The organism is Olsenella uli (assembly GCF_901212675.1).
Taxonomy (GTDB): Bacteria; Actinomycetota; Coriobacteriia; order Coriobacteriales; family Atopobiaceae; genus Parolsenella; species Parolsenella uli_B.
Map to the genome: position 1 here is coordinate 1 of NZ_CAAKOQ010000034.1, position 22,574 is coordinate 22,574.

General features: G+C 64.4%; 18 protein-coding genes and 2 tRNA genes. 12 read left to right on the forward strand and 8 right to left on the reverse strand.

Annotated features, from left to right (window positions below; all coding sequences use genetic code 11):
* Positions 1 to 348 precede the first annotated feature (348 nt).
* The 4 genes from rsmG to EFAMC1_RS04395 all read left to right on the forward strand — a co-directional run bounded on the left by rsmG (position 349) and on the right by EFAMC1_RS04395 (position 3,125).
* Entirely contained in the window at positions 349 to 1,128 is a 780-nt protein-coding gene (gene rsmG / locus EFAMC1_RS04380) for a 16S rRNA (guanine(527)-N(7))-methyltransferase RsmG (RefSeq protein ID WP_154053104.1), read from the forward strand.
* A 92-nt stretch (positions 1,129 to 1,220) separates the two neighbouring features.
* Positions 1,221 to 2,021, forward strand: a complete 801-nt coding sequence (locus tag EFAMC1_RS04385) for a ParA family protein (RefSeq protein ID WP_154053105.1) — start codon at positions 1,221 to 1,223, stop codon at positions 2,019 to 2,021.
* The gene (locus tag EFAMC1_RS04390; RefSeq protein ID WP_261981766.1) at positions 2,014 to 2,895 is read left to right on the forward strand and encodes a ParB/RepB/Spo0J family partition protein; all 882 of its coding nucleotides are present in this window, start codon (positions 2,014 to 2,016) and stop codon (positions 2,893 to 2,895) included. The genes EFAMC1_RS04385 and EFAMC1_RS04390 overlap by 8 nt, the downstream gene beginning before the upstream one ends.
* Positions 2,883 to 3,125 carry a hypothetical protein gene (locus EFAMC1_RS04395; protein WP_154053106.1) on the forward strand — a complete coding sequence of 81 codons (243 nt, stop codon included), beginning with the start codon at positions 2,883 to 2,885 and terminating at the stop codon, positions 3,123 to 3,125. The genes EFAMC1_RS04390 and EFAMC1_RS04395 overlap by 13 nt, the downstream gene beginning before the upstream one ends.
* Positions 3,126 to 3,304: 179 nt before the next feature.
* Here EFAMC1_RS04395 and rlmN read toward each other — a convergent pair whose 3' ends face one another.
* Positions 3,305 to 4,357 (reverse strand): 23S rRNA (adenine(2503)-C(2))-methyltransferase RlmN, encoded by a 1,053-nt coding sequence (gene rlmN / locus EFAMC1_RS04400; protein ID WP_154053107.1) that lies wholly within the window; start codon positions 4,355 to 4,357, stop codon positions 3,305 to 3,307.
* Positions 4,358 to 4,489: 132 nt separating this feature from the next.
* On the opposite strand from rlmN, the gene EFAMC1_RS04405 reads away from it, so the two are divergent.
* Together EFAMC1_RS04405 and EFAMC1_RS04410 are read left to right on the forward strand one after the other, a co-directional pair.
* Positions 4,490 to 5,497: a D-alanine--D-alanine ligase gene (locus EFAMC1_RS04405; protein WP_154053108.1), complete on the forward strand. Its 1,008-nt coding sequence runs from the start codon at positions 4,490 to 4,492 to the stop codon at positions 5,495 to 5,497.
* Between the two features lie 51 nt (positions 5,498 to 5,548).
* Positions 5,549 to 8,470, forward strand: coding sequence for a helicase C-terminal domain-containing protein (locus tag EFAMC1_RS04410; RefSeq protein ID WP_154053109.1), 2,922 nt, complete (start codon positions 5,549 to 5,551; stop codon positions 8,468 to 8,470).
* A gap of 23 nt (positions 8,471 to 8,493) precedes the next feature.
* On the opposite strand, the gene EFAMC1_RS04415 is transcribed toward EFAMC1_RS04410, so the two are convergent.
* Together EFAMC1_RS04415 and EFAMC1_RS04420 are read right to left on the reverse strand one after the other, a co-directional pair.
* A complete protein-coding gene (locus EFAMC1_RS04415; RefSeq protein ID WP_154053110.1) occupies positions 8,494 to 9,663 on the reverse strand; it encodes a WYL domain-containing protein in 1,170 nt (389 codons plus the stop codon).
* The gene (locus EFAMC1_RS04420) at positions 9,660 to 10,661 is read right to left on the reverse strand and encodes a helix-turn-helix transcriptional regulator (protein WP_154053111.1); all 1,002 of its coding nucleotides are present in this window, start codon (positions 10,659 to 10,661) and stop codon (positions 9,660 to 9,662) included. The genes EFAMC1_RS04415 and EFAMC1_RS04420 overlap by 4 nt, the downstream gene beginning before the upstream one ends.
* Positions 10,662 to 10,979: 318 nt before the next feature.
* Between EFAMC1_RS04420 and EFAMC1_RS04425 the strand changes: the two genes are divergently transcribed.
* On the forward strand, positions 10,980 to 13,817 hold the full coding sequence (locus tag EFAMC1_RS04425; RefSeq protein ID WP_154053112.1) for a hypothetical protein: 2,838 nt from the start codon (positions 10,980 to 10,982) through the stop codon (positions 13,815 to 13,817).
* A 130-nt stretch (positions 13,818 to 13,947) separates the two neighbouring features.
* Here the strand turns inward: EFAMC1_RS04425 and EFAMC1_RS04430 are convergent, their stop codons facing one another.
* Genes EFAMC1_RS04430 through EFAMC1_RS04450 form a run of 5 tightly spaced genes read right to left on the reverse strand, consistent with a single transcriptional unit; the run spans position 13,948 to position 17,765 of the window.
* On the reverse strand, positions 13,948 to 14,739 hold the full coding sequence (locus tag EFAMC1_RS04430; protein ID WP_154053113.1) for a class B sortase: 792 nt from the start codon (positions 14,737 to 14,739) through the stop codon (positions 13,948 to 13,950).
* 3 nt (positions 14,740 to 14,742) lie between these two features.
* The gene (locus tag EFAMC1_RS04435) at positions 14,743 to 16,242 is read right to left on the reverse strand and encodes an InlB B-repeat-containing protein (protein WP_154053114.1); all 1,500 of its coding nucleotides are present in this window, start codon (positions 16,240 to 16,242) and stop codon (positions 14,743 to 14,745) included.
* Complete coding sequence (locus EFAMC1_RS04440; RefSeq protein ID WP_154053115.1) at positions 16,229 to 16,525, reverse strand: hypothetical protein; 297 nt, start codon at positions 16,523 to 16,525, stop codon at positions 16,229 to 16,231. Before EFAMC1_RS04440 ends, EFAMC1_RS04435 begins: the two co-directional genes overlap by 14 nt.
* A gap of 9 nt (positions 16,526 to 16,534) precedes the next feature.
* On the reverse strand, positions 16,535 to 17,242 hold the full coding sequence (locus tag EFAMC1_RS04445; protein ID WP_154053116.1) for a hypothetical protein: 708 nt from the start codon (positions 17,240 to 17,242) through the stop codon (positions 16,535 to 16,537).
* Positions 17,243 to 17,294: 52 nt separating this feature from the next.
* Entirely contained in the window at positions 17,295 to 17,765 is a 471-nt protein-coding gene (locus EFAMC1_RS04450; RefSeq protein ID WP_154053117.1) for a hypothetical protein, read from the reverse strand.
* Positions 17,766 to 18,483: 718 nt separating this feature from the next.
* On the opposite strand from EFAMC1_RS04450, the gene EFAMC1_RS04455 reads away from it, so the two are divergent.
* The 5 genes from EFAMC1_RS04455 to EFAMC1_RS04475 all read left to right on the forward strand — a co-directional run bounded on the left by EFAMC1_RS04455 (position 18,484) and on the right by EFAMC1_RS04475 (position 22,573).
* Positions 18,484 to 18,558 (forward strand) — tRNA-Gly (locus EFAMC1_RS04455).
* Positions 18,559 to 18,923: 365 nt separating this feature from the next.
* Positions 18,924 to 20,204, forward strand: coding sequence for an aminopeptidase (locus EFAMC1_RS04460; RefSeq protein ID WP_154053118.1), 1,281 nt, complete (start codon positions 18,924 to 18,926; stop codon positions 20,202 to 20,204).
* 70 nt (positions 20,205 to 20,274) lie between these two features.
* A tRNA-Lys gene (locus EFAMC1_RS04465) sits at positions 20,275 to 20,350 on the forward strand.
* Positions 20,351 to 20,769: 419 nt separating this feature from the next.
* Positions 20,770 to 22,119, forward strand: a complete 1,350-nt coding sequence (gene purB, locus EFAMC1_RS04470; protein ID WP_154053119.1) for an adenylosuccinate lyase — start codon at positions 20,770 to 20,772, stop codon at positions 22,117 to 22,119.
* 160 nt (positions 22,120 to 22,279) lie between these two features.
* Entirely contained in the window at positions 22,280 to 22,573 is a 294-nt protein-coding gene (locus EFAMC1_RS04475) for a TIGR03905 family TSCPD domain-containing protein (protein WP_154053120.1), read from the forward strand.
* The last annotated feature ends 1 nt before the right edge of the window (position 22,574 follow it).

Here is a 22,574-nt window from a genome sequence, read left to right on the forward strand (position 1 = left end):
TCGGGACTCGGGACTCGGGACTCGGGACTCAGTTTTTGTCTTGTTCATTCTTCAAAATACAACCTGTTCTCACCTGTACTAATTTCATGCTGTAAATTTCTACGACAGTCAATCGCTGACAATCCTCTTATCAATCCTCAACGAGATTTCATCTGATGATTTTCGTTATGATTTCTGTTGCTACCTATCGATTCTTGGTGCAATGTAATTTGTTCACCTTATCTCCTGTCAGTTTCTTCACTAGTACACCTGTTCTTACTGAGTACGATTTCAGTGTTCAGTTCATTTCGCAGACTCACTTACAGAATTCCCGTATGATTGTCTTGTCGATTGTCCAAGGGAGTTTAGATGTCTAAGTCCACAAATACTGAACTTGAGTCGGTCACTTTTAATGAAAAGATGTTTGCTGCCAAGTTATCTGAATGGTCCGATGAATTCGAGCTTTCTCTTACGGCAGATCAGATCAATCTTCTTTTGACCGATTTGAAACTCATGTTGGAGAAAAATCGCATTCTTAATCTTACGAGCATTCGAGAGCCCTATGATGCTCTCGTACTTCATATTCTCGACTCACTATTGTTCTTGAAGCCCTTAGATAAGCTATGTGAGTCCAAAAGGGCTTCGACTTTGCTTGATATGGGTACCGGTGGTGGTTTCCCAGGTATTCCATTGGCTTGTACTCGTCCATATGAGGTAACTCTTCTCGATTCTGTTGGAAAGAAAGTCGCAGCATGCTCTGAGTTTGTTGATTCTCTTGGTCTTTCGAATCGAATCAGCTGTGTTCATTCACGGCTTGAGGACTTTGCCATAGGTAACACTCATAGTTTCAACTTTGTTGTGGCTCGTGCGCTTTCTTCTTTAGATGTCCTTATTGAATACGCGACGCCTTTTCTTTCAAAAGGAGGGTTTTTAATCTGTGGAAAGGGTAATCCCAGTGGTGATGAGCTAGATAATGCTGTTTCAACCGCAAATATCTGTGGCTTGCAACTTGTTTCACGTGAAACATATGAATTGCCTGCTGATTATGGTCATCGAGAGTTCTATATTTACAGGAAAGTAGCTGCTTCAGAAGTAAAGCTACCTCGAAAGACAGGAGAAGCTAAAAGGAACCCTTTATCGAATATCTGACATGTTTCACGTGAAACAACGATTTCTAAACTACTATTAAGAGGCATAGAATTAACGTATTTCATGTGAAACAGCGCGTCAAGGGGAGTTATATGAGCTTTAAGGATGTAAAAAGGGGCAAACCAAGTAAGAAGTCACGAGTTCTGGCGATTATCAACCAGAAAGGTGGAGTTGGTAAGTCGACAACTGCAGTAAATCTCTCTGCAGCTTTAGGAGAAGAGAATAAAAAGTGCCTTGTCGTTGACTTTGATCCTCAGGGTAACACGACGAGTGGTTACGGCATAGACAAGGATAGCCTTGAGCACGATATTTACGATGCTCTTATGGATGGCTACCCAATCGAGAACCTTATCGTAGCAACTCCGGAGAAGAAGGTCTTTGTTGTCCCTGCGACGATTCAACTTGCTGGTGCTGAAATCGAGCTTGTCTCGAAGATTGCCCGAGAGAGCATTCTCAAGACGATGATTGAGTCCATAAGGGACGAGTTTGACTACGTATTCATTGATTGCCCCCCTTCTCTGGGGCTTCTGACCATCAATGCACTTGCTGCTGCCGATGGTCTCCTTATCCCGATTCAGTGCGAGTACTATGCGCTTGAGGGAGTAACCAAACTTCTTGAGTCGATGAAGCTCGTCAAGGCCAGCATTAATCGTGAGCTCGAGGTTTACGGCGTTCTTATGACCATGTTTGACAAGAGAACAACGCTTTCAAACCAGGTTGTCGAGGAGGTTCGTAAGTACTTCGGCAACAAGGTCTTCAAGACAGTCATACCTCGAAGCGTCAAAGTCTCTGAGGCTCCGAGTCATGGTTTACCCATTGCCATGTATGCCGGAATGAACAAGGGAGCGATTGCATATAGAAATCTTGCGAGGGAAGTGATTCGTCGTGGTTAAGAAGGGCGGACTAGGCCGTGGACTTGACGCACTGATTAGTGAAGCAACAGCCGAGACGGGCAGCGAGCCTGAGGCAACGATTGAGATTAGCAAGATTACTCGAAACCCCAATCAGCCTCGTAAAAACTTTGACGAGACGGCACTTCAGGAGCTTGCTGACTCTATCAGGCAGAATGGCGTTCTGCAGCCAATCCTCGTTCGCAAGATTGGCGGCAAGTACCAGATTGTCGCAGGTGAGCGAAGGTATCAGGCTAGCAAGCTTGCTGGGCTAAAGGAGATACCTGCCGTCGTTCGAGACATCGACGACAAGGAAGTCTTCCAGCTCGCCCTCATCGAGAATCTTCAACGTTCTGATTTGAGTCCGATGGAAGAAGCCAAGGGGTACCGTCAGCTCATCGATTCTCAGGGCCTGACCCAGGAGGGCTTAGCCAAGATTCTCTCCAAGTCTCGCTCTGCGATAGCGAATACCCTGAGGCTCATGGACCTGCCGACGGTGGTCCAGGAGATGATTGAGCAGGGTCTTCTGACGGCAGGCCATGCTCGAGCCATCCTTGCCGTGCCTACCGAGGAAGGCAGGGTGGAACTTGCTCAGAAGGTTGTCAAGGATAATTTGACGGTGCGCCAGACAGAAAACCTTGCTCCGTTGTTTTCTGTCGAGAAGGAAGCGCCAAGGCCGCGTGTGCCGACACCGCAAACCTACAAGCGTGCCGCGCGTCAGCTTAGACAGATGCTCGATACGAACGTGAAGGTCAAGCAGGTCCGGGGTAAGAACAAGATTGAGATCGAGTTCAAGGATGAGGAAGAGCTTGCTCGAATCCTTGAGCAGATTCAACCGGTTGATCATCAAGAAGGTGATGCCGAATGGGACGAATAAGGAGAGTCGCGCTGAGCGCTGCTTTCCTAGCCGGGGCAATCAGCTTTACCTGGAGCGGACTACTGAACGAGAGAGCCAGAACGAGTGTGAAGCAAGCGGCTGGGGCCATGGGTGGATTGCTCAACCATCTCATCAACCTCTATATGACTGGTGGGGTTGAGGAATCGGAGATTGATGACGAGCAGAACCGCGCATGGGTTCGTCAGCAATGGAAGGACGCAGGATACTAGCGAACACATGTTTGTAGTCTGCTGAACAGACAAGAAACAACGGATCGAAGCGAAAAAGGGGAGGCTACGGCGAAGAACCGCAGCCTCCCCTGTCGTGTGTAGCCTATGCGAGCGTCTGAGAAACGAGCAGTTACCAGAGCTTTGGCAAGCCAAGGCGAAGACCCATGACAAGTCCTCTCCTACTTGTGCTTCTGCGAAAGCTGGCCGCAGGCCGCATCGATGTCCGCGCCACGCGAGTTGCGAATCGTGGCCTCAACGCCAACGGAGGCAAGCGCACGAACGAAAAGCTCGGCCTTCTCGGTGGTGGAGGGCTTGAGCTTGGAGCCCTCGAGGTCGTTGAGCTGGATGAGGTTCACGTGCGCGAGGGTGCCGCGCGTGAAGTCGCAGAGGGCATCGAGCTCGTTGGCGTTGTCATTCACGCCGCCGATGAGGGCGTACTCGTACGTGGGCCTGCGTCCGGTCTTCTCGACGTACTTCTCCATGACCTCGTGAAGGCGGCCGAGAGAGTACTTGCGCACGCCAGGCATGAGCTGGTTGCGTGTGGCCTGGACGGCGGAGTGCAGCGAGACGGCGAGCGTGAACTGCTCGGGCTCCTTGGCAAAGCGGCGGATCATGGGAACGATGCCGCAGGTAGAGACCGTGAGATGGCGGGCGCCGATGCCGGCTCCGTTGGGGGAGTTGAGCATGCGCAGCGCGGCGAGCACGTTGTCGTAGTTGTTGAACGGCTCGCCCTGGCCCATCATGACGACGCTCGAGACACGCGTCTGGAAGTCGTCGGCAACGTGCGTGACCTGGTCAAACATCTCGGTGGCCGTGAGAGAGCGCGAGAAACCGCCCATGCCGGTGGCGCAGAATACGCAGCCCATGCGGCACCCCGCTTGGGTGGAGACGCAGACGGCGAGGCGGTTGCGCGTGGGCATGCCGACGCACTCGGCACGCGTGCCGTCCGCGTACTCGACGAGGTACTTGCGGCTACCGTCGTTGGACACCTGTCGCGCGACCTCAGAGACTCCGCCAAGGGTGCCGCGCTCGGCGAGCTGCTTGCGAAGCGCCGCCGGAACGTTGCTCATCTCGTCAAAGGATGAGACGTGGTGCTTCCACAACCAGTCCTCGACCTGCTTGGCCCTGAACGATGGCCAGCCAAGCTCGGTCACGAGGGCGAGGAGTTCCTCGTGGGAGAGCGAGCGCAGGTCAAGCGAGGACGGGGACGACTCGGTATCATGTGATAGCATGCCGCTGCCTTTCTGGCGTGAGAACACTGATGTGACCGTGCCGTCACGGATGCGAAGGCACAGATGCAACAAGTGTATCGCAGGCTTGGCGTGGCGTACGTGAGCCAAACCACAGCCTGGGAGGTATCCATCATGGACGACGTGACCATGAGCAAGGTGGCCCTGCTCTGCGGAGGGTGGTCGGACGAGCGCGAGGTGTCGCTCGCAAGCGGCAAGGAGTGCGCAGAGGCGCTCAAGCAAGCGGGATTCTCGCAGGTAGACGTGCTGGACGTGGCCTCCCCAGACTTTGTGCGTGCCATCGCCGACGGCGGTTACGACGTCGCCTTCGTGGCGCTCCACGGGCGTTATGGCGAGGACGGCTGCGTGCAGGGATTCCTTGAGCTGCTGGGCATTCCCTACACATTCTCCGGCGTGCTCGCGAGTGCCATCGCGTCCGACAAGGCCAAGGCCAAGGACATCTATCGCGAGCACGGCATCCCGACGCCCAAGGACATCGTGCTCTATGCCGACGAGTCCCTGCAGGTGGACGTGGTTGTCGAGGCCCTGGGCCTGCCCGTGTTCGTGAAGCCCGTCTCCAACGGTTCGAGCTATGGCATCACGCGCGTGACGCAGGCCGACCAGCTGCCCGCCGCCGTGACGGAGGCGTTTCACTTTGGCAGGCGCGTGCTGGTGGAGCAGGCGGTTTCGGGCACGGAGATCACGGTTCCCGTCTTTGGCAACGACCATCCCGACGCCCTGCCCGCGGTGGAGATTCGCTACGATGCTGGGTTCTACGACCTCGCGTCGAAGTACGAGGACCCGGCAAAGCACCACGTGATTCCGCCGGAGCTGCCGCAGACGACGGTGACCCGTGCGCAGGAGCTGGCGTGCCGCGCGCACCAGGCGCTTGGGTGCTCGGGTGCCTCGCGCAGCGACTTTATCGTGACGGACGACGGCACGCCCTACATGCTGGAGACGAACGTGGTGCCGGGCATGACGGCAAGCTCCCTCATGCCGGATGCCGCCCGCCGCGCCGGCATGGGCTTCTCGGAGCTGTGCCGGAGGCTCGTGGAGCTTGCGCTCGAGCGCGGGGCTCGCGGGTCGGAGCCGAAGGGTGCCGACGAGGATGCCGACGCGGCCGGCGAGAACGGCGTGGCATAGGCAGGTGGGGGAACGGAACCGCAAGACCGGGAAGAGCGAAGGGGAAGGCACGTGCTAGAGGACATTCTTCTGTCGGACACGCCGGAGTCGGTGGCCGAGAGGTACGGGAGGCTCGCCGAGCGGGCGAAGACTGAGGAGTTTGGCCTGCTTGAGGATGATGTCATCGTCCTCGACACCGAGACGACGGGCCTGTCGTTCTCGCACTGCCAGCTGACCGAGATTGCCGCCGCGCGCCTGAGTGGCCGCACGGTGACGGACCGGTTCCGCACCTTCGTGAACCCCGGCATGCCCATCCCCGAGAACATCGTCGCGCTCACGCACATCAGCGACGCAGACGTCGCAGGCGCGCCATCGCCGGAGGACGCCGTGGCGCAGCTGGCCGAGTTCGTGGGCGGGGCGCCCGTGCTTGCCCACAACGCCACGTTCGACCGGACGTTCATCGAACGCGTGCCCGGCGGGCGTGAGGTGAGCGACCTGTGGGTGGACACCCTGGCCCTCTCGCGAATCGCGCTGCCCAGGCTCTCGACCCACCGCCTCCAGGACATGGCCGACGCCTTTGGCTGCTCGGGCGTCTCGCACCGCGCGATGGACGACGTCGAGGCACTTGCCGGCATGTGGCGCATCATCCTCTGCGGCCTCTCCGACCTGCCGGCGGGCCTGCTCGAGCACCTCGCGAACATGCATCCCGAGGTTGAGTGGGCCTATCGCCCCATCCTCTCTCACCTCGCCATGGCCAACCCCGGCGTGCCCTTCTCTCTCATTGGCGTGCGGAGGGACCTCGTCGGCAGCCGCCGCGTGACGATGCGTCCGGACGTGGAGGAGATGGACGGCGCTCCCCGCTCGCCCTCGGCGGACGAGGTGCGCGAGGCCTTTGCGCCCGGTGGCGTGGTCTCCAAGATGTACGGCGAGTACGAGCCGCGTCCCCAGCAGGCCGAGATGGCCGAGCAGGTGCGCCAGGCGCTCGCGAGCTCGTCGATGTGTGCCATCGAGGCGGGCACGGGCGTGGGCAAGTCCGTCGCCTACCTGCTGCCGCTTGCGCTCTATGCCAAGGCCAACGGCATCACCTGCGGCGTCGCCACCAAGACGAACGCGCTGACCGACCAGCTCGTGAGCCACGAGCTGCCGGCGCTTGCGAAGGCGCTTCCCGGCGGCGTGACTTACGCCTGCCTCAAGGGCTACGACCACTATCCCTGCTTGAGGCGGCTGAACCGTGCTGCGCAGGTAGACCTTCCCGTCGACGAGGCGCGCGTCAACGGCCGCTCCGAGGCGACCATCGCGTCGGACATGCTCACGGCGATAGCCACGACGTACGCCTACGTGAGCCAGTCCGTCGAGGGCGACCTCGACGCGCTGGGGATTCGCTGGGCCAGCGTGCCGCGGCGGATGCTCACGGTGAGCTCCAACGAGTGCCAGCGCTCGCGGTGCCCGTTCTTTCCCAACCTGTGCCTGCTGCACGGGGCCAGGCGTCGCGCCGGGGCCGCGGATGTGGTGGTCACGAACCACTCGCTGCTCCTGCGCAACGTCGACGCCGACGGACGCATCCTGCCGCCCATCCGCAACTGGGTGGTGGACGAGGCCCACTCGTTCGAGGCGGAGGCGCGCCGGCAGTGGGCGCTGGAGCTCTCGGCCGAGCGCGCCCACGCCACGTTCGAGGCCATAGGTGGCACGCAGTCGGGCGTCATCCATGCGTTCTCGACGCTCGCGGCCGGCCGCGAGGGAGCGACGCCCGCGCTGGGGCTGCTCGCGAAGGCGGCCTCCACGGCCCAGCGGGCAAGCATCGCCTCGGCCGACTTCTTTGACGAGGTGCGCACGCTCGCGGAGATCGCTCGCGGAGGGGGCGGCTACGACACGATGACGGTGTGGCTTGGCCCCGAGGCCCGTTCCACGGACCAATGGAGGCGCGTCTGCACGGTCGGTGCCACGCTCATCGAGAAGCTCGATGCCTGCAAGCATGACCTCGACGCGGCGCAGGAGGTGTGCGAGAAGGCCATCGAGGGCCTCCCCGCTGACCTTGCCGACGTGTCCCGCCAGATTGGAGACATGGCCAAGGCGAGCCGTGTGATCGTTGGCGGCGAGGATGACTCGTACGTGTGCTCCGCCGAGGTCTCGCGTGCCAAGCGCCGCATCGGTACCGAGAGGCTCGTGGCCGAGAAGCTCGACGTTGGCGCCGAGCTCGCCAACAGGTGGTACCCGGAAATACGAAGCGTCACCTTCTGCTCGGCGACGATGACGGTGGGCGGGAGCTTCGCGCACTTTGACGAGGCGACGGGCCTGGCGCTGCTCTCCGAGGCGGCGTGGCGCGAGCTCTCTCTTCCCTCCTGCTACGACTTTGACGAGAACATGTCGGTCGTCGTGGCCAAGGACATTCCCGACCCGCGCGAGCCGGGCTACCTCGAGCGACTCGAGGACCTGCTCTATGACGTGCACGTGGCCATGGGAGGCTCGGTGCTCACGCTGTTCACCAACAGGCGCGAGATGGAGCTTGTGTTTGCGGCACTCGAGCCGAGGCTTGCCGCCGCGGGCCTGGAGGTGGCCATGCAGGAGCGCGGATCGTCTGCCCGCCGCCTGCGCGAGCGCTTCGTGGGTGAGCGTGAGCTCTCGCTCATGGCGCTCAAGTCGTTCTGGGAGGGGTTTGACGCCGCGGGCGAGACGCTGCGCTGCGTGGTCATTCCCAAGCTCCCCTTCGCGAGCCCGCGCGACCCACTCGTGCAGGAGCGCTCGGCGAGGGACCGCCAGGCGTGGCGTCGCTGGAGCCTGCCAGAGGCCGTGTTGGCCGTGAAGCAGGCGGCGGGACGGCTCATCAGGACGTCGAGCGACACGGGCGTGCTCGTGCTCGCGGACTCGCGGCTTACCTCGAAGGGGTACGGCAAGGTCTTCCTGAGGTCGCTGCCAAGCACGAGCATCTCCACCCTGGGAACCGACACGGTCGGCCGCTATCTCGCGGCCTGGCGGAAGGGCCACGAGGGGAGATAGGGCGCGAGCCTGGCGGTGAGCGTCTAGCGTCGGGTGGACGTTTCTTGCCGAGCGGCGGCCGGGGCGTTCGTCTCGCGTTGGCCGGCAGCCGGGGCGTTCGTCTCGCGTTGTTCGGCGGCCTGGGCGTCCGTCTCGCGTTGGCCGACGGCCCGGGCGTCCCTGATTGCCCGTGCCCGATCAAGGTCCTCCCGCGCGATGGCGCGCATCTCCCGGAGAAGTCCCTCATCATCGATGGTGACGAGACCGCCGAGCGAGAGCAGCTGGCGCGGAAGCCAGTCCCCGCGAAAGTAGGGGACCTCGACGACGGTGGTGCCCTTGCCGCGGGAGAGGATGTGAACGCCCTCCCAGCCGAGGACCTTGTCCGTGGCGCGCCCTCGACAGGCGACGCGTACCACGCGCTCGCTGGTCTTGCCCTCACTGCCGACGGGAACGGTGTGGCAGGCCTCCCCAAGCGCGGGGTGCTCCATCTGGCCCACGCGGAAGGTGCGCTCGCCGCGCGCGTCGAGGTCGTAGGCATCGAGCATGACCTCGCCCTCGTGGACGCGCAGGCGCAGGGCCACGACCCGCCTCGTCCTGGTCATGGGGTCGTTCGCGCCACGGTAGCCAAAGCTCAGGACGGGGCCGCGGACGTCGTGCGCGTCCGGGCGGGTCCTCGTGCCGCGCACGATTGCGCGGGCACAGGTCTCGAGCGTGCCGCCCGCGCTTGGTGCTTGCGGCGCGCCCGTGGCCGCGGCATCCCTGCCTGCCGTATCTTTCCGTACGCCCCGGTCTTCCTGGGCGAGCTTCGGGAAGAAGGCGGCCTCGAGCGATTTGCGCAACTCGGAGGTTGGGGCGATGCCCAGCCGGTCGAGCGTCGCCGAGGCGGCATCGGCCTGGGCGGGAGTGAGCCTGAGCTGCCGCATGCGGGCATGGCCCGGCGCGTCGACGCGCGTGACCTGGCCGTTCTCCCCCACGTTGCAGAGCGGGACGATGGGGCCGAGCACGTCGTCGGCACGCGAGGACACCACCGTCTCCGTCGAGATGGTCCTGAGCGTTTCCTGGGCCCGACGCTCGCTGATGTCGAGCAGGGCAGCCAGGTCCGTCTCGCTTGTCGTCGACCCTTCGCGCGCGAGCACGCAGAGGGCCGCTATGTCCTCGCCAAGGCCTGCGGCACGTGGCCGTCCGCGGGTGCCGCGCGCGTCACGTGAGCTCATGGCTGGGTCACCTCGAGCAGCGACTCCCACACCTCAACCAGGGATGCGGGGGCAAGTGGATAGATGCCCGCGGCGATTGCCCATCGTGCACAGCCTTTCACATCGCGAGCGACAATCTCCCAGCGGGAGTCGCCATCCGCGTCGGCCGTCACGGTGCCTCTGCACCGCGCCAGCTGGAGAAACCCGGAGAGGGCCTGCTGGGGAACGTGGAAGGTGGCCGGTACGTGGCCGGCTCCGATCTCGAACGGCAGCAGGCGCCAGTCCGAGACCCGGAAGTCCTCGGGTATCTCGTACGAGGGCTCTCTGCCAAGCACCTCGGCGGACGTGGCCCTCGAGAGGTTGTAGGTGCGCATGGCCGGCTCGGCACCCGCCTTTGTCCTGGGCCCAACGGCGTAGGTCGCGTCCCCGATGGAGAAGAGCCCCCAGACGCACATGGCCCGCGTCACTGGCTTGTCGTCGGCAAGGCTTTGGTAGGTGACGGAGACAGGCTTTCTGCGCCCGATTCCCTCGAGGATGTTGGCAAGCGTCGGACTTGGCCCGCGTGAACCCTGGCTCTCCTGCATGTGTCCCGCGCAGCTGCCCAGGCCGATGCGTGCCACAGCCTCGCCCAGGGTGCCGTGGTGGGGAACGGACTGGTCGCCCGCGGCCAGGCGGAGCAGCTCGGCAACGACTCGGGCATCCTCGGCGGAGACCGACGTCATGTCCGCGAGCGTCCTCTTGGCATCGAGCGTCCAGGTCTTCGCGAGCCCGTGGGTCCGCTCGACCATGTGGATGCCCTCCGCCTCCAGCGCGGCCCGGTCGCGCTGGAACGTCTTGTGGAACGAGGAGGTGGAGAGGTCTTGGTAGTAGCGCTGGCGGATGGCCTCGGAGGAGATGTGCTTTCCGTTCATGAGGTCGAGCAGGATGCGGCACTGCACCTGGTTGCGGGAGGGCCTTGTCCCTCGTGCGGTGCCCGCGCTCTTGGCCTTTGCGCCGTCGCCCCCGAGCCTGTCCGCCATCGCACCTCCCCGTTCGGCATGGTCTTCGCAGAATGATTATGCGGCTTTCCGAGAGGGGCCGTTCCGAGAGGTCGGCAGGGGCAGGGTAACCGTCGGGCGCGCCACGCCCATAACCAGTCAGCAAGCCCCCTCACTCCCACACCACGGAGACAGGCCGCCGCTCCGCACGCGTATCCCAAAATGCCAAATAGGCGATGTCGTGCAGATGTGACCATCTGCATGGCTCTGGCGGGCCGTTCGCGGAAGTTGGCAGGTGGACGTATACTCTTCAGAAACGAATGCAGGTAGCGGCCTTGCCGCTATTCGGAAGGTGAACGGATGGGCACAACGAAAGACTACCTCGATTACCTCAACACCGAGGTCGGCATCGCTCCTGCCAGCAGCCAGGAAGAGCTCGACTGCGCCCAGTCCCTGGCGGGCATTTTCTCGTCCCATGGGCTCGACCCGCAGGTGCAGGAGTTCTCCGTGTCGTCGCTGGGGACTCTGCCGGCCGGTGTCGTGATGACCGTGCTGTTTGTGGGAATGGTGCTCATCGGTCTGGACGGCACCGCGACCCTCGCGCTGGGGCTGGTGCTCTGCGCCGCTGCCATTGCCCTGCTTGCCATGACGTATGGTGGCAAGGACGTGCTGGGGCGGTTTGGTCCCCGCGCGCACAGCCAGAACGTGGTGGCCTTCCACAAGGCCGAGGGCGAGGACGCTTCCAGGAACCGTCCCATCGTCATCCTGGCCCACTATGACACGCCCCGTGTCGACCTCCTCTCCCGTCCTGAGATTGCCGCCGCCAAGAAGATGATTGCCACCGCGGCCCCGTACTGCGTCATCGTCGACACCGTTTGCGCGTTCATCCAGATTCTGCTCTTCCTGCCGGCCCCCTTCCGCCGTACCCTCTGGGTCGTTGGCATCATCGCCGCGCTTCCGCTGCTTGCCTGGGGCGTGTCGCTCATCGTCGGTCGCTTTGCCCCGTACACGAGCGGCGCCGTGGATAACAAGTCCTCCGTGGCGGCCATGCTGGGCGTGCTCGACCACGTGTGCCCCAACGGTTCCGCGCCCGAGACGCTCGCCTCCTCCAAGCCGGCCGATGACGAGCCGCAGGAGGTCCACGACTCCATCGTCACACCCGTTCCCACGACCGAGACGCCCAAGAAGCCGGCCATGCGTCGCGAGGTGGAGAAGGTCGTGGGTGTGCGCCACGGAGAGCGCGTCCTGCGCGATTTCGAGATCATTCCGGCCTCGTGCGAGATCACCTACATCGAGCCCGAGGTGAGGATGGTTCCCGTGGCCGAGCCCGTATCCAGCGGGGACACGGCCGCGCGGGTTTCCACCCAGGCTGTCCTGGCCAAGGTTGTCCAGGACGACCCCGACGCCACTAATGCTATGTATGAACCCACACCCTCGGCGGCGGGCCAGATTCCTGCGCCTGACGATGGGGATGACAACGGCAACACGCTGCAGGCTGTCGCGCCTGACAGCGATTCCGATTCCGACGCAACCTCCTCCCTCGAGCCGGTCTTCGAGGACGACGGTGACAGCGAGACCACGCATGCCCTGCAGCCCCTGCCGGTGCGCGAGCGCGTGGAGGCCTCCGAGCCGACCCCGGGCGAGGTTGCTGCGGGCGTCACGGGTGCGCTCACCAACGCCGCCTCCTCTGTGGCCGAGTTTGGCCACTCCATGAAGAACCGTGTGTTCAGCGTGGCCGAGCGCCTGGGCCTGTCCGAGCGTCTTGCCCACCTCGAGAACGGTCAGCGCACCGACGAGGGTCCCACGGTGGAGACGGACCACTCCGGCATCACGACGATGGCCGACGAGGACGCCGAGCAGGCTGCCTCTGCGGAGCGCTCCGAGCGCCCCGCGCCCTCCAAGGTGGACGACCCCGAGTGGGGAAAGAGCACCTACGTGCCGCATGCCCGCGTCGAGCGCGCCCCGCAGGCTCCCGAGTCCGAGGACGGCCCCGCCGAGCCCGCGCCTGCCGACGCCGCTCAGATTCCGGCTGCCGAGGACGACTATGTCCCGGCGGAGGAGACCGCCCGGCAGGTCACCGCGCAGGAGGCTCCCGAGGAGCAGCGCACGGCCGAGGAGGCGGAGCCCACGAGCCAACTCCCGTCCGAGGTTCCCGCGGCCGCGAGGCGCTCGAACGTCTCGAGCGTTGCCCGCCGTGCCGCCCTGTTCGACCTGCCCGATCCCCTGTCCGACGGAACTGATTCGCTCTCCGCGCCTCCCGTCCCCGCCCAGCGGGCCCAGGCCTCCGAGTCCCAGACGGCGCAGCGCCTCGCCGACGCCGGAAACGTCTACCCCGCAAGCCCGGCTCCCGTGAGGATCGACGATTCCAACGACGTCTCGCGCTATGCCAACCCGTATCCCACCTCGGTTCCCGAGTCTGCCCAGGCGGACGACATCCAGGTTCTGGACGCTCCCGTTAACATGCAGGACGAGGCCCTCTCCCACACGAAGGAGAAACGCCTGCGTGGCCTGTTTGGCAAGAAGCACCGCGAGCAGCAGGAGTCCATGTCCGAGTGGCTGGGTGTCGACGAGGACTACAACGCGAAGGACTCCGGCGAGAATATCGGCTCGTGGGACCACTTCGACGATGACGACCGCAATGCCCCGCACGGCGGCTGGAAGGGTGGCGCTGCCCGCTCCGTTGAGTTGAGGGACGGCGACGGCCCCGATGACGAGGACCTTCGCGACGCCGTGCTTTCCATGGACGACGCGGCCCTGCGCTCGCATGACATCTGGTTCGTGGCAACCGGTGCCTCCGAGCTTGGTCACGCGGGCATCCGCCAGTTTGTGGACGAGAACAAGAAGTCCCTGCGCGGCGCCTTCGTCTTCAACCTCGAGTGCGTGGGTGCCGGTGCCCTGACCGCCCTCACCCGAGAGGGCTTTGGCAACCCCCGTCGCGGCGACCGTCGCCTGACGGCCCTGTTGTCCTCCGTTGCCGACGACCTGCACATCGGCCTCACTAAGATGGCACGCCCGTGGGCCGACACTGAGGCGACGCCCCTCATGAGGCGCTCCCTCAGGGCCGTGACGCTCATCGGCATGGGCACGTCGGAGCTCCCGGCGTTTGCCAAGACGGCCGACGACGTTCCGGAGAATGTCAATGAGTGCCAGGTCGAGGACGTCGCCGCCCTCATCACCGAGGTCATTCGCCGCTCGTAGCTGGTTCTGCGCGAGGTCTCAGGTCTTCTGGTGATCGACCACCTCCCGCATCTCGAGCCCCCTTTCACCGGTTTGGCGAGAGGGGGCTTTCCGTATGAAAACGAGCTGCCTGGCTGGTGGGTGACGACTCTCATGCGGCCAGAGGCGTCTGGCAGGCAAAGAGCACGATGGTTCTTCCCCGCTGGCCGGAGGTAGCCGAGGAGCAGGTCACCAGGGTGACGACTTTGGTGGCGCCTGCCGCCAGGCTCTCCGCATCGGGTGCCTTGGCACTCGCCTCGGCAACGATTGACCCTACCCAGGTGGCAACGTCCTCTCCCTTCTCGGGGAACGTCTGAATAGGCTGGTGGGACATGTCGACGACTGTCGCGCACAGGGGCCGCAGGACAAGCGTCTGGTCCTCAGGCGCATGCCAGAGGAGGTTCCCCAGCCTGTCGAACGTCTCCTGCCTGTGGGCGTCGCTCACGGACGAGAACTGCAGGCCGGTCGTGCCCATGTGATGTCCGTAGACGAGCGTGTGGCCTGCCGCAGCCGTGGTTCTCGCGTCGATGAAGGGGCATCCCGCGCCCGACGGCGTTCCCCACAGGTCGTGCGAGAGGTAGAACTCGGGGTCGGGTTCGGAGCCCTGCGCCACGGGATAATCGATGGGCGTGCCCTCCACCGTGAGCCAGGCAACGGCGTTGGCGCCAGACCTTCTCAGGGAATCCCAGTCGATGGTCCTGCCCGCGCCATTCTCGCCTGCCTGTCTGTCGAGCGTCACCTCACGGGAGAGCGAGGCGTAGCGTACCTCGGCTGCCCCATCCCTGGCGATGCCCAGGCCGCCTGCGACCACGAGCGCCTCCGCACAGAGCCCAAGCGCAAGGGCAAACGCCCGCGCGGCCCGTCCACCGCCTCGCCCTCTGCGACCCCTGTCCGTCTCGCCCATGGGCTACGTTGCCATCTCGAAGCTGTACGAGATGGAGCACAGGTCAAGCGCCGTGCCGCTCTTTGCGGCGCTGTCGGCAAGCTTGCGCCACTCCCCGGTTCCCGAGACCTTGGAGACAGACACGCTCAGGCCCTTCGAGGCCTCGGCCGCAATCTTGAGCTCGCCGGCCCTCTGGTCCGAGCCGCCCCAGCCGTGGACCTTCGTGGAGCCGTCCTTGAGCTCGTAGCTCGCGTCCTTGGGCATGCCCGTGGTCTTGATGGACGAGGCCCGCACGGCAACGGTCGACAGGTTCTCGATCGCGTAGTCCTGCGGTACGACCACGGTGCCGTCCGCCATGATGCGGCAGGGTAGGGTCGTGGGCACCCTCACGCTGATGATGGGCGAGAACTGGGCCGTCACGACGATGGGAGCCGTCACCCTGGAGAAGTCCTTGTCCCATCCGGTGAAGGTCCACCCCCTCCTCGTGGGCGCCGACGGGGCGGTTGCCTTGCCGCCGTCAGCCACCGTCTCGGTCTTGAGGGTGTCCCCGTTCCAGTTCTTGAAGGTCACCGCATGAAGCTTGGTGTAGCGGCCGATGACCGTGAGGTCCTTCTTGACGTTGGAGAAGTCCTCGCTCCACCCGTCGAAGCGCCAGCCGTTGTGCGAGGGGGCGCTGGGTTCCTTGGCACCGGAACCGTCATCGATGGTCTGGGTCGAGATGACCTCGCCGGTCACCTGGTCCACGAACTTGACGGTCCACACCTTCTGGAACGACGCCGAGATGGAGTGGTCGCCCCTCACGTTCTCGAAGGTGTAGGAGCTCTTGGCGCCAACGCTCTTCCCGTCAACCGTGACGTCCTTGATGCGGTAGCCGCTCGACGCCGCGATGGTGTACGCCTTGCTGCTGCCCTGCAGCACGAGGGAGTGACCGTTGGGACTGATGGAGCCACCCGTGCCCGCGCTTGCGCTGATGCGCCAGGGGATGTCGATGGTGAAGTCCCATCCAGCCGAGGTGCCGCTCGTGCCACGGAAGTCCGTCTCGGTCGAGGTGATGTGGTGCGGGCCTCCGCCGCGTACGGCAAAGCTCACCTGCTGGGAGATGGTCTCGCCCTCGAGCGCCACGTCATCCCAGTTCTCCCCGATGAAGGCGCACTGCACGCCGTTGTCGTAGAGGGTCTTGGTGCTGGTCCAGTAGACCTTTCCACCGGTACCGGGCTTGTGGTACTGGCTCGTCTTGACGGTCACCTGCACCGAGCCGTCCGAGTTGGCGTTGGGGGCAATGTAGTACTCGCTCGTCTGGACGCTTAGTTTGCCTTCGCTGCGCTTGAACTCGACCCACTCGCCTGTGGGGGCCGAGCGCGCGGCAAAGAGCGAGAACGGCTGGGCAATCTCGACCTCGCGCGCGTCGTCGTAGATCTCGGCGTCGTCAGCGAGGGCAACCGAGGGGGCGAGCGCGAGCGCCGTTATGGAGAGGGCCGCGACCAGGCGGGCAAGCACGGATGCCCTGCGGCTACGTCTGCTCACGCCTGCCTCCTCTCCCCGATGCCATGACGATGCAAAGTGCGAGGAAGGCGATGGCGAGACCCGCGAGCACGAGCGCCCATGCCCTGCCGTCCGTGCCGGTCTGGGCCAGCATGGTCACGATGGTCGGGGGTTCGGGGATGCCGCGTATGGTCACCTCCGTGCTTCCCGTGGCGGCCAGGGCGCCAACGGGCTGGCTCAGCATCCGCGCCGCCGCCAGGAGGCAGGCAAGCAGGAGCCGCGCCGAGGTCCTGTGGTACCGAGGCCCCATGCGAGGTGGCTTCATGGTCGCCACCTACTTTGCCTCGTCAGAGCTGGCCGGCACGTGCGTCTCGGGGGCAGGCTGGGTCTCGTCTGCGCCAGGCGGGGTGCTTGCGCCCGTGTCAGACGTGTCCGCGTCGGGCGCGGCCTGGTCGGGCGCGTCCTCATCGGAAGCGTCCGCCGTGGCGTGGGCGCCCGGCGCGAGCGTGAAGGTCACGCTGCCTACCTGCTTGGCGACGCTGATGTCCTGAGCCACGCGCCCGACGTTGCCGGCTGTGGTGAGCTCGATGTCATCGGTGTGGGTGGTGTCGCTGTGGTAGGTCATGTTCCAGAGCGGGCTCGCAATCTGGAGGCCGTTGGTTGCGTTGGCCTTCGTGGCGCTCACCTCGGCGCCCTTGGGGCCAAGCGACCACCTAATGGAGTCGTCCGCGGCGTTCACGTTGTCGGCGTGGGACCAGCCGTTGGCGGGCGTCACCTTGACGTTAGTGACCTTGAGGCCAAAGACCGAGAGGTTCTCGATCCTGGTGGTCGTGGCGCTGGGACCCGTCAGCGTGCCGTCGCTTGCAGCGACGAAGGGGATGACGGTGGGCACACGGAACTTGAGGTTGTTCTCGTCTGCCACGACGGTGACCTTCGTGGTGCCGGTGTTTCCCGTCGCCGCGAGGGCCGGGGTGGTTCCCGCGCATCCCATGAGCGCCGCGACCAGGCAGGCTCCTCCGAGGGCGGTGCGTAGCTCTCTCATGACTGTCTCCTTCTCCTATGCCAGGGGCCGGATGCCCCATGTGCGCATGCGTCTACTCCTCGCTTGCCGCGCCTGCCACGGACACCTCGACGGCCGTGGGGCTGCCGTGGGCCCGAAGCGTCTCGGGGTCGAGGGCCTGTATCTCGATCTTTGCCGGGCCCACCTTGGCCTTCTCGGCCGTCACGGTCTCGAGCCGCTCGCCGGGCATGACGGGGTCGGACACGTAGACGACCTCCTCGTCCTGCGAGATCGAGAAGCGCTGGGCAAACCTGTTCTCCGTGTCGTTCTCGAGTCCCGCGGTGAGCTCACCGGTCTGCTCGTCGAGGCGAAGCGTGGGCAGGACGCTGACCGTCATCATGTTTTCTTGGACCTCGCGGTCGAGCTGGCGCTGGATCTCCTCGCGGGTTTGGCCCGTTGTGGCCGACACGATGGTCGCCCCGGGGTTGGTGGCGCCGGACCTCATCCAAATGACCGTTGCCGTGCCACCTAGCACGATGGCGCAGGTCAGAAGTCCAAGGGTCATGACGCTCCTGAAGCGTGGGCGCCGGCTCTTGGGTGACTGGTCCCCTCCGGTTGGCGGGTCTCCCGGTTTAAGCGGCGGGTCTCCGCCGTGATCCGTGCCACCGCGGGCCTTTGCCTTCGCGTTGTCCCGTCCCGGCTGCGGGAGCTCGGGCGCGCCCCAGGGCCGACGACCAAGCTTGCGGCCGTGTCCCACCCTCATGGCCGAACCCCGCACGTTGCGCGTGGCAGCATGACGCCGGCGATGGCGACCCTCATGCTGGGTGGCACCACGGCACTGCGCCCCGCGTGGCCGGGCCCCGCACCTCCCTGCAGGCAGTCGCAGCCCCGCGGCCGGTGGCATGGTCGCAGGCTCCTCGGGCCCTTCCGTGGCTGAGAAACGCTTCCTCTTCCTCCACCCTCCATATCGCTCCCCTCGTCGAGACTCGTTTGGAAGGCGAGCATACGAGGGAGACCTGACAAGAAACGGTGCGCTCGCAGACACAGACCTGACACCGCAGGTAGAAGGGCTGCTTGCAAGCGGCGATTGTCCATCGGCACCGGTGAGTGGTAGAAAATCCTCTGCGAACGGTAGATTTGACGGTAAACAAGGCGCGAATTCGTCCCGGGCTTCGGCAAAAATGGTCGCAACCGCTACCTCGGCATTGTTGAAAAGTCCGGGCGTCGTCATCCGCCGCGCCACCCTGCTCGTGCCGGCCCATGTGCTAGAATCTCTTCCACATGCGGGCATCGCCAAGTGGTAAGGCAACGGCTTCCCAAGCCGTCATCCGCGGGTTCGAATCCCGTTGCCCGCTCCAGAGCTTTTAGTGGGCAGGTCTCGTGACCTGCCCTTTTTCATGCTGCGGTGATTGGCGCGTCTTCACGTGGTCCCCATCGGTCCTCGGCACCACACCGCATCCCGCACTTTGCCCGTCACCAACCCGCCACACCGTATGGTCGTGTTTTGCCGCCGAGCGGTGCATGGGACTATGGCCCTCATCAAAGGGGTACCAAATCCCCTGCCGAGTCATCGGACCCGCCTCCGCGCCCGCCGCGTCGCCCACGCCCCATACTGCCACGCGCGTCCGGGGCACGAATGCGCCGCTGCCTGCCGGGGACTGCAGGCGCGCCGCCCGGGTCCAGACGCTCGAACCCCACAACCACCCAGAGAAGGGACAGCCAGATGGTGGAGATACCCATGAGCATGCAGGAGTGCGAGCTGGCCATGAAGCAGCTTGCGCCCCGCCTGCGGCTCTACGCGGAGCTTCTCGTTCGTCGAGGGGTGGCCATCCGGCCTGGTCAGGAGCTTGTCGTTACCGCGCCGGTTGAGGCGGCGCCGTTCGTGCGCACCCTTGTCGGGTGCGCCTACGAGTCTGGGGCGGGCCACGTCACGCTCGTCTGGTCCGATGACGTCATCTCGCGCCTCGAGTACGACAACTGCCCGCTCGAGCGTTTCGAGGAGCTCCCCTCCTGGAAGGCCGAGCAGATGAACTCGCTCGCCCGCGCCGGCGCGGCCTTCTTGTGGCTCGACGGCGCCGACCCGGATGCCATGCTGGGCGTCGACCCGGCCAAGCCGGCGGCGCGCGCCCTCGCCTCGCATAGGCAGTGCAAGGACTATCGCCACGGCATCGACTTTGGCGAGAACCCCTGGTGCATCGGCGGCGTGCCCGTGGTGGCCTGGGCGCGCAAGGTCTTCCCGGGCTACTCTGACCACGAGGCGACCTACCGCCTCTGGGAGGTTATCCTGGACACGGCGCGCGTGGTCGACGACGACCCCGAGAGCGCCTGGGAGACGCACAACGCGGCGCTCGCCAAGAGCAAGCGCCAGCTCAACGAGGCGCGCTACGTCGCCCTTCACTACACTTCCGAGAACGGTACGGACCTCACCATCGGCCTGCCGGCGGCGCACGTCTGGGAGGGCGGCGCGGCCCGTACCAAGGACGGTGTGTCGTTCTTCCCCAACATCCCCACCGAGGAGGTCTTCACCTCGCCCGACCGCATGCGTGCCGACGGCGTCGTCCACTCGGTGCTGCCGCTCGTCCACAACGGGTCGGTGGTGCGTGACTTCTGGCTGCGCTTCGAGGGCGGCAAGGTGGTGGACTTTGGCGCCGAGCAGGGCGAGCAGGTCTTGCGCCACATCCTCGAGACCGACGAGGGCGCGCGTCACCTCGGCGAGTGCGCGCTCATCTCCAAGAACACGCCCATCCGCCAGAGCGGACTGCTCTTCTACAACACCCTCTACGACGAGAACGCGAGTTGCCATCTCGCGCTGGGCATGGGCTTTCCCGACTGCTACGAGGGTGGCGTCGACATGTCCAAGGAGGAGCTGCTGGCGGTGGGCGTCAACGAGAGCGCCCAGCACGTGGACTTCATGATCGGCGCGGACGACCTCAACGTGTGCGGCATCACGGTCTCGGGCGAGGAGGTTCCTGTCTTCGTCCACGGGCAGTGGAGCTGGGAGTAGGCTTGACGCTCGCCGTTCTGGCGGACATGCTCGGCATCGCATCAGCTAGAATCTATCTCGCACTCACAGCGCACCGTTAGCTTAGTTGGTAGAGCAGGGGACTTTTAATCCCAAGGTCCAGGGTTCGAATCCCTGACGGTGCACCATCAAACCCGCAGGCCGGGGGCTATGTGCCCCCGGCCTCTTTTATGCACAAGGCCCTGCGTTGTTGGAATCAACTGGGAGATGACGCCTGCCAAGGGCAGCTGTTATCTCGTGCCGACACGGGGCTCGCAAGGCCATGCCGGACGAGTCCGGAACGAAACTAACGAGTTTGCTGCAGTCGAAACGAGACCCGCCGGGTAGACGGGCAGACGACCCTCACAAACCTGCAGGTAGCGAGAGTGCGCATTCAGCGTCTACTTTTGGGTTCCCCCACGAACTGCAGCAAACTCGAAGTTTCTCTCATTGCGGCGGGCGGAGGCGCCCACGCCGGGTCGATACCACCAGCCAAGGCAATCGTTACCTGCCGGGCATGGCACAATAGACGCGTCTGTGGACGTACCCTCCGCGCAAAGGAGCTCACATGATCGATCGCTACACCCGTCCCGAGATGGGCCACATCTTCTCGCTCGAGAACAAGTACGCCGTCTGGCAGGAGATCGAGGTGCTGGCCTGCGAGGCCCAGGCCGAGCTCGGCAAGATTGGCATCACGCGCGAGGAGGCTGCCTGGATCCGCGACCACGCCGCCTTCAAGAAGGAGGAGGTCGACGCCATCGAGGCCGTGACCAACCACGACGTCATCGCCTTCCTCACCAACATGGGCTCCTACATCGACAAGGACGTGCCCACCGGCGACCCCAAGCCCTCCCGCTGGGTCCACTACGGCATGACCTCCTCCGACCTGGGCGACACGGCCCTCTGCTACCAGCTCGTCCAGGCCACCGACCTGCTCATCGAGGACGTGCGCAAGCTCGGCGAGATCTGCAAGCGCCGTGCCTTCGAGGAGCGCAACACCCTCTGCGTGGGTCGCACGCACGGCATCCACGCCGAGCCCATGACCTTTGGCATGAAGTTTGGTTCCTGGGCCTGGGAGCTGCGCCGCGACCTCGACCGCCTGCTCGACGCTCGCAAGAACGTGGCCTTTGGTGCCATCTCGGGTGCCGTGGGCTCCTACTCCTCCATCGACCCGTTCGTCGAGGAGTACGTCTGCGAGCACCTGGGCCTCGCGCACGACCCACTGTCCACGCAGGTCATCAGCCGCGACCACCACGCCTACCTGGCCGGAGTCCTCGCCACCACGGCAGCCACCTGCGAGCGCATCGCCACCGAGGTTCGCAACCTCCAGCGCACCGACACGCTCGAGGCAGAGGAGCCGTTCAAGAAGGGCCAGAAGGGCAGCTCGGCCATGCCGCACAAGCGCAACCCCATCACCATGGAGAAGGTCTGCGGCCTCTCACGCGTGGTGAAGGCCAACGCCCAGGTGGCCTTTGACAACGTGGCCCTCTGGCACGAGCGCGACATCAGCCACTCCTCCGCCGAGCGCGTGGCCCAGGCTGACAGCTTCATCGCGCTCGACCACATGTTCCAGTGCCTCATCCGCGTCATCGACGGACTCATCCTCTATCCCAAGCAGATGGAGGCCAACCTCAACAAGACGCGCGGCCTCGTGTACAGCTCCAAGGTGCTGCTGGCCCTCGTGGACACGGGCATCACGCGCGAGGACGCCTACAAGATCGTGCAGGAGAACGCCATGGCCACGTGGCGCGAGGTGCAGCGGTGCGAACCGGGCACCACGCTGCGCGAGAAGCTCGAGGCCGACCCGCGCTGCACGGTGAGCAAGGAGAAACTCGACGAGATCTTCGACCCGTGGGACTTCCTCACGCGCGTGGGAACGGTGTTCGACCGCCTGGAGAAGTGCAGCTTCGAGGAGTAGCCGCCCAGGCCCGCGCCGGGCACCAGGGGGGAGACGCATCTGTCCTGCGCAGCTGTCATCTGGAGGGGCCGCCGCCTTCGGGCTGCGGCCCTGCCTGCATTCATGGGTATACTTTCTGCCTGCAAAGCCGCGACGGGGATTCGCGGCGGAGAGGGGCGCCATGTTCAGCTATGACTACGTTCCGCACGGCGTGTGCTCGCGGATGATTCACATCGGCCTGTCCGACGACGGCAAGACCATCGAGCAGGTCTCGTTCGAGGGTGGCTGCAACGGCAACCTCAAGGCCATCTCCAAGCTGGTGGCGGGACACCCCGCGGACGAGATTTGCGGCATCCTCGCCGGCAACACCTGCGGCGCCCGCAAGACCTCCTGCGCCGACCAGTTGGCTCGCGGCCTCGAGGTCGCCGTGCGCGAGGCGAGCGAGGCCCCGGCCGCCGGCGCCGCAAGGGACTAGC

Coding starts and splice junctions, on each gene's coding strand:
- rsmG (WP_154053104.1), top strand. CDS start 349: ATGTCTAAGTCCACAAATACTGAACTTGAGTCGGTCACTTTTAATGAA.
- EFAMC1_RS04385 (WP_154053105.1), top strand. CDS start 1,221: ATGAGCTTTAAGGATGTAAAAAGGGGCAAACCAAGTAAGAAGTCACGA.
- EFAMC1_RS04395 (WP_154053106.1), top strand. CDS start 2,883: ATGGGACGAATAAGGAGAGTCGCGCTGAGCGCTGCTTTCCTAGCCGGG.
- rlmN (WP_154053107.1), bottom strand. CDS start 4,357: ATGCTATCACATGATACCGAGTCGTCCCCGTCCTCGCTTGACCTGCGC.
- EFAMC1_RS04405 (WP_154053108.1), top strand. CDS start 4,490: ATGGACGACGTGACCATGAGCAAGGTGGCCCTGCTCTGCGGAGGGTGG.
- EFAMC1_RS04415 (WP_154053110.1), bottom strand. CDS start 9,663: ATGAGCTCACGTGACGCGCGCGGCACCCGCGGACGGCCACGTGCCGCA.
- EFAMC1_RS04420 (WP_154053111.1), bottom strand. CDS start 10,661: ATGGCGGACAGGCTCGGGGGCGACGGCGCAAAGGCCAAGAGCGCGGGC.
- EFAMC1_RS04425 (WP_154053112.1), top strand. CDS start 10,980: ATGGGCACAACGAAAGACTACCTCGATTACCTCAACACCGAGGTCGGC.
- EFAMC1_RS04430 (WP_154053113.1), bottom strand. CDS start 14,739: ATGGGCGAGACGGACAGGGGTCGCAGAGGGCGAGGCGGTGGACGGGCC.
- EFAMC1_RS04440 (WP_154053115.1), bottom strand. CDS start 16,525: ATGAAGCCACCTCGCATGGGGCCTCGGTACCACAGGACCTCGGCGCGG.
- EFAMC1_RS04445 (WP_154053116.1), bottom strand. CDS start 17,242: ATGAGAGAGCTACGCACCGCCCTCGGAGGAGCCTGCCTGGTCGCGGCG.
- EFAMC1_RS04450 (WP_154053117.1), bottom strand. CDS start 17,765: ATGACCCTTGGACTTCTGACCTGCGCCATCGTGCTAGGTGGCACGGCA.
- EFAMC1_RS04460 (WP_154053118.1), top strand. CDS start 18,924: ATGGTGGAGATACCCATGAGCATGCAGGAGTGCGAGCTGGCCATGAAG.
- purB (WP_154053119.1), top strand. CDS start 20,770: ATGATCGATCGCTACACCCGTCCCGAGATGGGCCACATCTTCTCGCTC.
- EFAMC1_RS04475 (WP_154053120.1), top strand. CDS start 22,280: ATGTTCAGCTATGACTACGTTCCGCACGGCGTGTGCTCGCGGATGATT.